This is a genomic window from Methylorubrum podarium (genome assembly GCF_022179745.1).
Classification (GTDB): domain Bacteria; phylum Pseudomonadota; class Alphaproteobacteria; order Rhizobiales; family Beijerinckiaceae; genus Methylobacterium; species Methylobacterium podarium.
Map to the genome: position 1 here is coordinate 1 of NZ_BPRD01000009.1, position 8,735 is coordinate 8,735.

The following is an 8,735-nucleotide window of genomic DNA, read 5'->3' on the forward strand; positions in this document are numbered from 1 at the left end:
CTCTCGCCCACCACCTACATCCAGGCCGGCGCCTTCTCGGTGAACCCCGGCACCAACGCCCTGTCCGGCTACGACTGGGGCTACGAGCGCCTCTCGGGCGCGCTGGTGATGACCGAGATCGGCTACAAGACCGACTACACCGTCACCGCCTATCCGGGCCGCGCCTCGCTCACCGGCTTCTTCAACACCTCCGACCACGACGACAACTTCAAGACGGTGTTCGGCACCTCCCGCGGCCTGAACCCCGGCACCCCGGCGCTGCAGAAGTCGGGCACGTCCGGCCTCGTGCTGACCGGCACGCAGACGGTCTGGCGCGCCGACGGCGGGCTCGTGGCCAACCCGCACCCGACGGCGGTCTCGCTCTACACCGGCACCGGCTACTCCTTCGACCCGACGGTGCCGATCCGCTTCAACTCGTTCGTGGGCGTGCTGCTGCAGGCGCCCGACCAGAGCCGGCCGAACGACACCTACGGCCTGAAGATGAACTGGCAGCGCCTGTCGGAGAACTACACGCAGTTCCTGTCGGACGCGAACTTCATCTCGGGCGGCTCGGGCGCCCCGTATGCGCGCGACAAGTTCATCTTCGAGGCCAACGCGCATTTCGACGTCGGGGCGGGCGTGATCGTCGAGCCGGTGGTGCAGTACGTGGTCAACCCGAACTCGTTCTGGAACCCCTTCACCGCGCGCCGGGCCAAGGACGGCTTCTACGGCGGCTTCACCCTCGTCGTCCCCCTCGGGACCCTGCTCGGACTCGCCCCGGGCTGATCACCGGCCACCGGTCCGGCCGTCGCTCCTGCCCTCCCGGCCTCCGCGGCCGGGAGGGATTTCGCGTTCAGGCGTGCCGGTCGCGGGCCTCCTGGAGATGGCGCAGGAAGCGGGCGGCGCGCCTTCCCCGCTCGACCGCGTCGTCGCAGCCCCCGCGCATGACGATGCGCCTGTCGCGCACGGTGATGGCGTCGGAGACCGGGATCACCGGCGTCGGCCTGTCCGGATGGAAATCGGCCGCGATTCCCTGCGGTCCGCCGTTGAGACGGACGATGCCCAGCGCGAGGCATCCGGTGCGCAGGGCGGCCAGGGTGAACAGCGCCTCCACAGGCTCCGGCAGGGGGCCGAAGCGGTCCTCGATCTCGTCGCGCAGGGCATCGATCTCGGCCGCCTCGCGCAGGCGCAGCAGGCGGGTGTAGAGGCTCAGGCGGATCTCGGGCTCGGGGATGTAGTCGGCGGGCACGCGGCCGTTCAGGCCGATCCGCACCTCCGGACTCCAATCCTCGGCCGCCTCGCCCTTGGCCGCGCGGAGCGCCAGTTGCAGCAGATGCTGGTAGAGCCCGAGGCCGACGAGCTTGACGTGGCCGGACTGGTCGTCGCCGACGAGGTCGCCCGCGCCGCGCAGGTCGAGGTCGCGGGCGGAGATGGCGAAGCCCGCCCCCAGCCGGTCGAGCGCCTCGAGCGTGCGCAGGCGCTTCTCGGTGGCGGGGCTGAGCGGCTTGTCGGGATGCCCGAACAGGTAGACGACCCCGCGCCGCTGCCCGCGCCCGACCCGGCCGCGCAACTGGTGCAGCTGCGCGAGGCCGAACCGCTCCGCATCCCAGATCAGCATGGTGTTGGCCCGCGGCACGTCGAGCCCGCTCTCGATGATGCTGGTGGCGAGCAGCACGTCGCCCTCGCCGTCGGCGAAGCGGACCATGGCGTCGTCCATCTCCGCCGGCTTCATCTCCCCGTGGGCGGTGACGACCGCGAGCCCCGGCACGAGCGCGCGCAGGCGCTTCTCCATCGGCGCGATGTCCTCGATGCGCGGGCAGACCACGAAGCTCTGGCCGCCGCGGCGGTGCTCGCGCCGCAGCGCCGCGGCCAGCGTCGCCTCCTCGAAGGGGGCGATCACCGTGCGGATCGGCTGGCGCACCGCCGGGGGCGTGGCGATCACGCTGAGGCTCTGCATCCCGACCATCGCCGCCTGGAGCGTGCGCGGGATCGGCGTCGCGCTCAGGGTGAGGATGTGGGCGTCGCCCGCCGCCTTGCGCAGGCTCGCCTTGGTCTTGGCGCCGAAGCGTTGCTCCTCGTCGATGATGACGAGCCCGAGATCATGGAACGCCACGCCGCGCCCAGCCAAGGCCTGGGTGCCGACGACGAGGCGGACGCTGCCCTCGGCCAAACCTTGCTTCACCCGCTTGGCCTCGGCGGGGGGAACGAGGCGCGAAAGATGCGCCACCTCGATGCCGAAACGGGCAAAGCGCCGCCGGAACGTCTCGACATGCTGGCGCACCAGCACCGTGGTCGGCGCCATGACGGCGACCTGCCGGCCGGCGAAGACCGCCGCCGCCGCGGCCCGCAGCGCCACCTCGGTCTTGCCGAAGCCGACATCGCCGCAGACCAGCCGGTCCATCGGCGCCTCGCCGGCGAGGTCGGCCAGGGTCTCCTCCACCGCCCGGGCCTGATCGTCGGTGAGCGGAAAGCCGAAGCCGGCGGCGAACCGCTCCATCTCGCGCTCCGGCGGCACGATCGTCGGCGCGCGCGCCTTGCGGCGCTCCTGCGCGGCCTTGAGCATCGCCCGCGCCGCCTTGGCCAGCGTCGCCTCCGCCTCCAGCCGGCGCCGGCCCCAGGTGCCGCCGTCGAGCCGGTCGAGGGTCACCGCCTCGGCCTCCGAGCCGTAGCGCCAGATCCGGTCGGCTTGGGCGACCGGCACCATGAGGATGGCCTCGTCGGCAAACCGCAGGCGCAGGGCGTCCTCCTCGTCCGCCTCGCCCGCGCGGATCGCCTCCAGACCCTCGAACACGCACAGGCCGTGATCGCGATCGATCGCGACGTCGCCGACCCGCAGCTCGACCTCGCCGATCGGCAGCACGGCGGCCTGCCGCCGCGCGCCCCCGGCCAGATGTCCGAACAGGTCGGCGGCGGCAATCACCGTTGCGCCGGCTTCCGGCACCCGGAACCCCGCCTCGACCGGCGCCTCGATCGCCAGCACGGCGCCGGGCTCCGCGGCCTCGACCTCGGCCCAGGCATCGATCAGGCGCAGGGCCCGGTCATCGACGGCCGCCGCCGCCCGCACGAGGCGGCGCAGAGGCGCCTTCGGGCCGGCGAGCACGACGCGCTCCCCGGCCTTGAGGGCCGCGCGCAGGGCTTTGGCGAAGGCCGCCTCGGGGCGGCGCTCGCGGGCGAAGACCGGCCCGGCGACCCGTTCCGCCGCGGCCCCGGTCGCGGCGGCGAGGCTGCGCGCCTCGATCAGCGCCGCCCACGCCTCGGGCGCGAGATAGAGATCCGGCTCCCGGTCGGACTGCGATCCCTGCCGGCTTCCCGCGGCCGGGGTCAGCCCGTCCGCCTCGCGCCCCTCGGCGATCTGCTCGAAGAAGGCGGCGGCGCGCTCCCCGACGCCGTCCTCGACGACGAGGCGCGCCCCGGGGACGTAGTCGAGGACCGTCACCAGCGCGGGATAGAAGCGCGCCAGCCGGTGCTCCTGGCCGGTGAAGGGTTCCAGGGCGGCGTCGGAAGCCGGGTCGAGGACGATCTCGGTGGCGGGATCGATCACCAGCCGCTCGGTCTCGACCTTCGATCGCTGCGATACCGGGTCGTAGGACCGGATCGCGGTGATGCGGGCGCCGTCGTGCTCGACCCGGCAGGGGAGCGGCGCGGCCGCCGGGAACACGTCGATGGTCCGCCCGCGGACCGCCACCTCGCCGGGCTCGTCGACCCGGTCGTCGAGGATGTAGCCGAGCCGGGCCAGCTGCGCCGTCAGCTGCTCGGAATCGAGCGGGTCGCCGACGCGCAGCTCGACATGGGCGCTCGCCCAGGTCTCCGGCGGCGGCACGCGCTGCAGGAGCGCGGGGGCGGTGGTGAGCAGGATATCGGGCAGGGCTTGGCCGTCGGTCAGCCAGCGCAGCACGCCGGTGCGCGCGCCCATCACCCCGCGCGAGGGCGAGGCGCGATCGAAGGGCAGGCAATCCCACTCGGGAAAGACCGCCACGCTCCGCTCCGGCGCCAGGGCCCGCAGGACGGCGGCGATCTCGTCGAGGCGGCGCCCGTCGCGGGCCACGTGGATCAGCGGCCGCGCATCCCCCGCGAAGCCGAGCAGGGCAACCGCCAGGGCCCCCGTCGGGATCAGCGGGGCGGCCGACGCCTCCCGGCTCGCCTCCCGATCGTCTCTGGGCTTCGCGGTCCTGGGCTGTGCCATCTCTGTTCCGTCGGGCGGCTTCCGGGGTCGGCCTCCGAGAACCCCGGACGGGCCGCCGACGGTTCCTCCCCGCGGACGCGATCCCCCGCTTTCCCCGCACTTCCCTGGGGACCGCCGGACGAAAGCAGGCCCGACGGCGGGGCGGCGGCCTCAGCGGCCGAGGACGTCGGCTTCCGCCGTGTCGACGGCATCGGCCTGCTCGGCCGCCACCGCCCGGTCGGACTTGCGCTTGAGGAGGGCGCCGAGGCCGATGACGAGGACGGCGCCGACGGCCGCCGCCACGGCATGCAGGGTGGGCTGCAGAGCGGTGGGCAGCGCCTCGACGACGTGCTGATGCACCAGCCGATCGGAGATGATCATCTCGCCCGCCACCCAGCCGAGGAGCCCGCCGCCGAACCAGATCAGGATCGGGAACCGGTCGATCAGCCGGGTGATCAGGGTCGCGCCGACCACGAGGAGCGGGACGGAGAGGGCGAGCCCGATGATGAAGAGCTCGTCGTGCCCCTTGGCCGCCCCCGCCACGGCGACGACGTTGTCGAAGCTCATGACCGCGTCGGCGACGGCGATCGTCCAGATCGCCTTGGGAAGGCTGGACTGCTCCTTGATGCTGCTCTCGTCCTCCTCCTCGCCGCGCACCAGCTTGACGGCGATGTGCAGCAGGATGAGGCCGCCGACGACCTTCAGCAGCGGCACCGCGAGCAGCTGCGAGATGACGACGGCGAAGACGATCCGCAGGAGCGCCGCGACCAGGGCGCCCGCATAGACGCCGATCTTGCGCTGCCGCTCGGGCAGCCCCCGGCAGGCCAGGGCGATGACCACGGCGTTGTCGCCCGACAGGATGATGTCGATCCAGATGATCTGGAGAAGGGACAGCAGGAAGGAGGAACTGAGATAGGAATCCACGATCGCACGCTTTCGCTGTCCCATCCCGTCGAGGCGGCGGCGCGACCGTCAGGCGTTCGCGCGCCGCTTCGGAGGGCGATGAGGATGGTCGGTGAGGCCGGTCGAGGCTCCCGGACGGGAGCGCCGGCTCGATGGAATCTCCCGGCGACGGGACGCCGGACGAGCCGCGGGCCGCGGGGTTAACCGAGGGCCGGTCCCGATGGCAACCCGCCCGGGACCGGTCTCTGCTTCGTCGGTGAGCGCTCTCGAACGACCGTCAGGGATTGGCGTCGGCGGCGGACCGGAGGACGGGCGTCCAGCGGGCGACCTCGCTCTCGACGAGCTTCTGCAGCGCGTCGGGGCCGGCCTCGGACTCCTTCGGCACCGTGCCGCCGAGTTCGAGGATGCGCTTCCGCGCGCTCGCATCCTTGAGCGCGGTGTCGAGGGCGGCGACGAGCTTGGCCCTGACGTCCGCCGGCAGGCCCTTCGGCGCGAAGACGGCGTTCCAAGCGCTGACCTCGTATTCGGGCAGGCCCGCCTCCTTGGTGGTCGGCACGTCGGGCAGGCTCGGGGAGCGCTCGGGGGTCGCGATCGCGTAGGCCTTGATCGTGCCGCCGGTGATCTGCGGGGCGACGTTGACGATCTGGTCGGTCATGAAGTCGACCTGCCCCGCCACCAGGTCGTTCAGCGCCGGCCCGGTGCCGCGATAGACGACGAGCGTCGGCTTGGCGCCGACGAGGGAGTCGAACAGGATGCCCGTCGAGTGCGAGACGGAGCCGACGCCCGCATGCGCCTGGTTGATCGAGGCGCCACCGGCCTTGATCGCCTCGATGAAGCCCTTGAGGTCGGGCGCCGCCATGGATTTCTTGGCGACGATGACGATCGGCGTGCCGGCGGCGAGGCCGACCGTGTCGAAGCTCTTGGCGGGATCGTATTTCAGACCCTTGAACAGGGCCGGCGCGGCGCCGTGCGTGCCCATATGGCCCATCATGATGGTGTAGCCGTCCGGCGCGGCCTGCGAGGCCCGGGTGATCCCGGTCGTGCCGCCGGCGCCGGTGACGTTCTCGATGACGACCTGCTGTCCGAGCGCGCGCGACATCGGCTCGGCGACGATGCGCGCGACGACGTCGGTCGGACCGCCGGCCGCGAAGGGCACCACCATGGTGATCGGGCGCTGGGGGTAGGTGTCGGCCGCGGCTCCGAAGGCGGCGAGCGCCGACAGGAGACCGAGTGCGAGAGCCGTTCTCATGGTTTCCTCTTTCCCTTTCTGATCTTGTCGTTTCGGAGAGCCCTGCGGTCATCGTGCCGGTCAGGCTTCCGTGAACACCTCATCGCGGCTTCGCCGCAGCGACGGCAGCAGCGCCAGCGCCAGGATGGTGAAGGCGACGAGGAACAGCACCGCGCTGACCGGACGCTCCAGGAAGACCATGGCGTCCCCGCGCGAGAGGGTGAGCGCGCGGCGCAGGTACTCCTCCATCAGCTTGCCCAGCACGAAGCCCAGCAGGAGCGGCGCCGGCTCGAAGCCGAACTTGATCAGCGCGTAGCCGAACAGCCCGAAGGCCGCGATGAGCATCACGTCGGTCGGCAGGGAATTGATCGAGTAGATGCCGATCGAGCAGAACATCAGGATCGCGGGGAACATCAGCCGGTAGGGCACCTTCAGCAGGCGCACCCAGATGCCGACCAGCGGCAGGTTGATGACGAGCAACATCAGGTTGCCGATCCACATCGAGGCGATCATGCCCCAGAACAGGTTGGGGCTCTTGGTCATCACGCCGGGCCCCGGCACGATGCCGTGGATGGTCATCGCGCCGACCATCAGCGCCATCACGGCGTTGGGCGGGATGCCGAGGGTGAGGAGCGGGATGAAGGCCGTCTGCGCCCCCGCATTGTTGGCGCTCTCCGGACCGGCCACGCCCTCGATGGCGCCGCGGCCGAAGCGGCTCGGGTCGCGGGCGATGCGCTTCTCGACGGTGTAGGCGGCAAACGGGCCGAGCACCGCGCCGTTGCCGGGCAGGATGCCGAGCGTCGCCCCGATCGCGGTGCCGCGCAGGGTCGCGGGCATCGCCTGGCGCAGATCCGCCAGACCCGGCAGCAGGCGGCCGATGCGCGCCCGCGCGACCTCCCGCGTCTCGGTCTGGTCGAGGTTGCGCAGGATCTCGGCCACGCCGAACAGGCCCATCGCCAGCACGGAGAAGTCGATGCCGTCGGTCAGGAAGGTGAAGCCGAAGGTCATCCGCTCCTCGCCGGTCTCGAGGTCGGTGCCGACGCAGGCGAACAGGATGCCGACCAGGATCATCGCCACGGCCTTGAGCACGGAGCCGTGGGCGAGGACGACGGCGAAGGCCAGACCCATGACCATCAGGGCGAAGTACTCGGCCGGCCCGAAGATCAGCGCGAGGCGGGTGAGCGGCGCGCCGAGCGCGGCGATCAGCAGGGTGGCGACGGTGCCGGCGAAGAACGAGGCGATGGCGGCGGTGCCCAGCGCGATGCCGGCCCGGCCCTGCCGCGCCATCTGGTGCCCGTCGAGGGTGGTGACGACCGAGGTCGCCTCGCCGGGGATGTTGACGAGGATCGCGGTGGTCGAGCCGCCGTACTGCGCCCCGTAATAGATGCCGGCGAGCATGATCAGCGCGCCCACCGGATCGAGGCCGAAGGTGATCGGCAGGAGCATGGCGATGGTGGCGATCGGCCCCACGCCGGGCAGCACGCCGATCAGCGTGCCGACGAGGCAGCCGAGGAAGCAGAGGAGCAGGTTCTGCAGGCTCAGCGCGACGGCGAAGCCGAGACCGAGATTGGAGAGGAGATCCGGCACGGGGTTACGCTTCCGATCAGGCGGTCATCGAGTGCCGGGCGACGTCGGTCCCGGCCCGCCGGGCGGACCGGCGCTGCAGGAGCAGCAGGCCCAGCCCCGCCAGGGCGAGCGCCCCGGCCATCAGCCGCAGGAGCACCCGCGAGGGAATCGTTCCGCTCGCCGCCTCGACGAGCGCGGTGGGAAAGAGCGGGATCGGCAGGTTGAGCAGGTCGCCGAACAGCAGCATGCACCCGGCCGTGAGGAGCAGCGCCAGGATCAGCAGTTCGCGGAACCGCGCTTCGGGCGAGGCGTAGCCTGCGAGGATGACCGCGAGGGGGCCGGCGACGATCAGGCCGAGGCCGGGCGTGGTGACGGGACCGAGGGTGGCGGGCCGGATCGTCACGGCGAAGGCGAGGATGGCCAGGACGACGACGACCGGACCGCGCAGGCCCACCGCCTGGAGCCCCTCACCGCCGCGGACGAAGCCCGTCACGGCCAGCACGACCCCGCAGGCGGCCACGCCGACCGCGACCCAGTACGGCAGCATGCCGGGGCCCATCGCGCCGAGGGTGCCCCGCGGCAGATCGCCCGAGGCCCAGACGCCGAACACGCCGAGCAGGGCGAGGCCGAGGCCGGCCGCCACATTCTGCGGTATGCGCGAGAGCGCATTGCCCGACCCAACGCCACTCGATCGGTCGCTCATCCGTCCCCTCTCAACGGGCATGCCCGCACCGGCCATTCCGGTGTGCGCGGCACATCGGGAACGACCGGACCCTCCCTCGAGGAACTTTGTCCCGAGCCTATGCCGCGGAGCCAAGTTTCGGCAAGACCTCGCGCCGGCGAAACGCCGCCTTCCCGGTTCTTCTTTTGTCGATGACAGAGCCGGCGGTCGCCGCG

The 8,735-nt window shown here is 72.1% G+C and carries 6 protein-coding genes; 1 reads left to right on the top strand and 5 read right to left on the bottom strand.

Features of this window, described 5'->3' with window-relative positions:
- A partial coding sequence (locus MFF42_RS00480) for a carbohydrate porin (RefSeq protein WP_238253545.1) occupies positions 1 to 765 on the top strand: 765 nt, incomplete at its 5' end.
- A gap of 67 nt (positions 766 to 832) precedes the next feature.
- Here the strand turns inward: MFF42_RS00480 and MFF42_RS00485 are convergent.
- The 5 genes from MFF42_RS00485 to MFF42_RS00505 form a co-directional block, all read right to left on the bottom strand.
- Complete coding sequence (locus tag MFF42_RS00485) at positions 833 to 4,162, bottom strand: helicase-related protein (RefSeq protein ID WP_238253546.1); 3,330 nt, start codon at positions 4,160 to 4,162, stop codon at positions 833 to 835.
- A gap of 150 nt (positions 4,163 to 4,312) precedes the next feature.
- Positions 4,313 to 5,065: a TerC family protein gene (locus MFF42_RS00490; RefSeq protein WP_238253547.1), complete on the bottom strand. Its 753-nt coding sequence runs from the start codon at positions 5,063 to 5,065 to the stop codon at positions 4,313 to 4,315.
- A gap of 256 nt (positions 5,066 to 5,321) precedes the next feature.
- Entirely contained in the window at positions 5,322 to 6,293 is a 972-nt protein-coding gene (locus MFF42_RS00495) for a tripartite tricarboxylate transporter substrate-binding protein (protein ID WP_238253548.1), read from the bottom strand.
- A 60-nt stretch (positions 6,294 to 6,353) separates the two neighbouring features.
- Positions 6,354 to 7,859 (bottom strand): tripartite tricarboxylate transporter permease, encoded by a 1,506-nt coding sequence (locus tag MFF42_RS00500; RefSeq protein ID WP_238253549.1) that lies wholly within the window; start codon positions 7,857 to 7,859, stop codon positions 6,354 to 6,356.
- A 16-nt stretch (positions 7,860 to 7,875) separates the two neighbouring features.
- Positions 7,876 to 8,541, bottom strand: a complete 666-nt coding sequence (locus MFF42_RS00505; RefSeq protein ID WP_238253550.1) for a tripartite tricarboxylate transporter TctB family protein — start codon at positions 8,539 to 8,541, stop codon at positions 7,876 to 7,878.
- Positions 8,542 to 8,735: the final 194 nt, after the last annotated feature.

Excerpts from the sequence above, each read along its gene's own strand:
- MFF42_RS00495 (WP_238253548.1), bottom strand. The coding sequence starts at position 6,293 with ATGAGAACGGCTCTCGCACTCGGTCTCCTGTCGGCGCTCGCCGCCTTC.
- MFF42_RS00505 (WP_238253550.1), bottom strand. The coding sequence starts at position 8,541 with ATGAGCGACCGATCGAGTGGCGTTGGGTCGGGCAATGCGCTCTCGCGC.
- MFF42_RS00485 (WP_238253546.1), bottom strand. The coding sequence starts at position 4,162 with ATGGCACAGCCCAGGACCGCGAAGCCCAGAGACGATCGGGAGGCGAGC.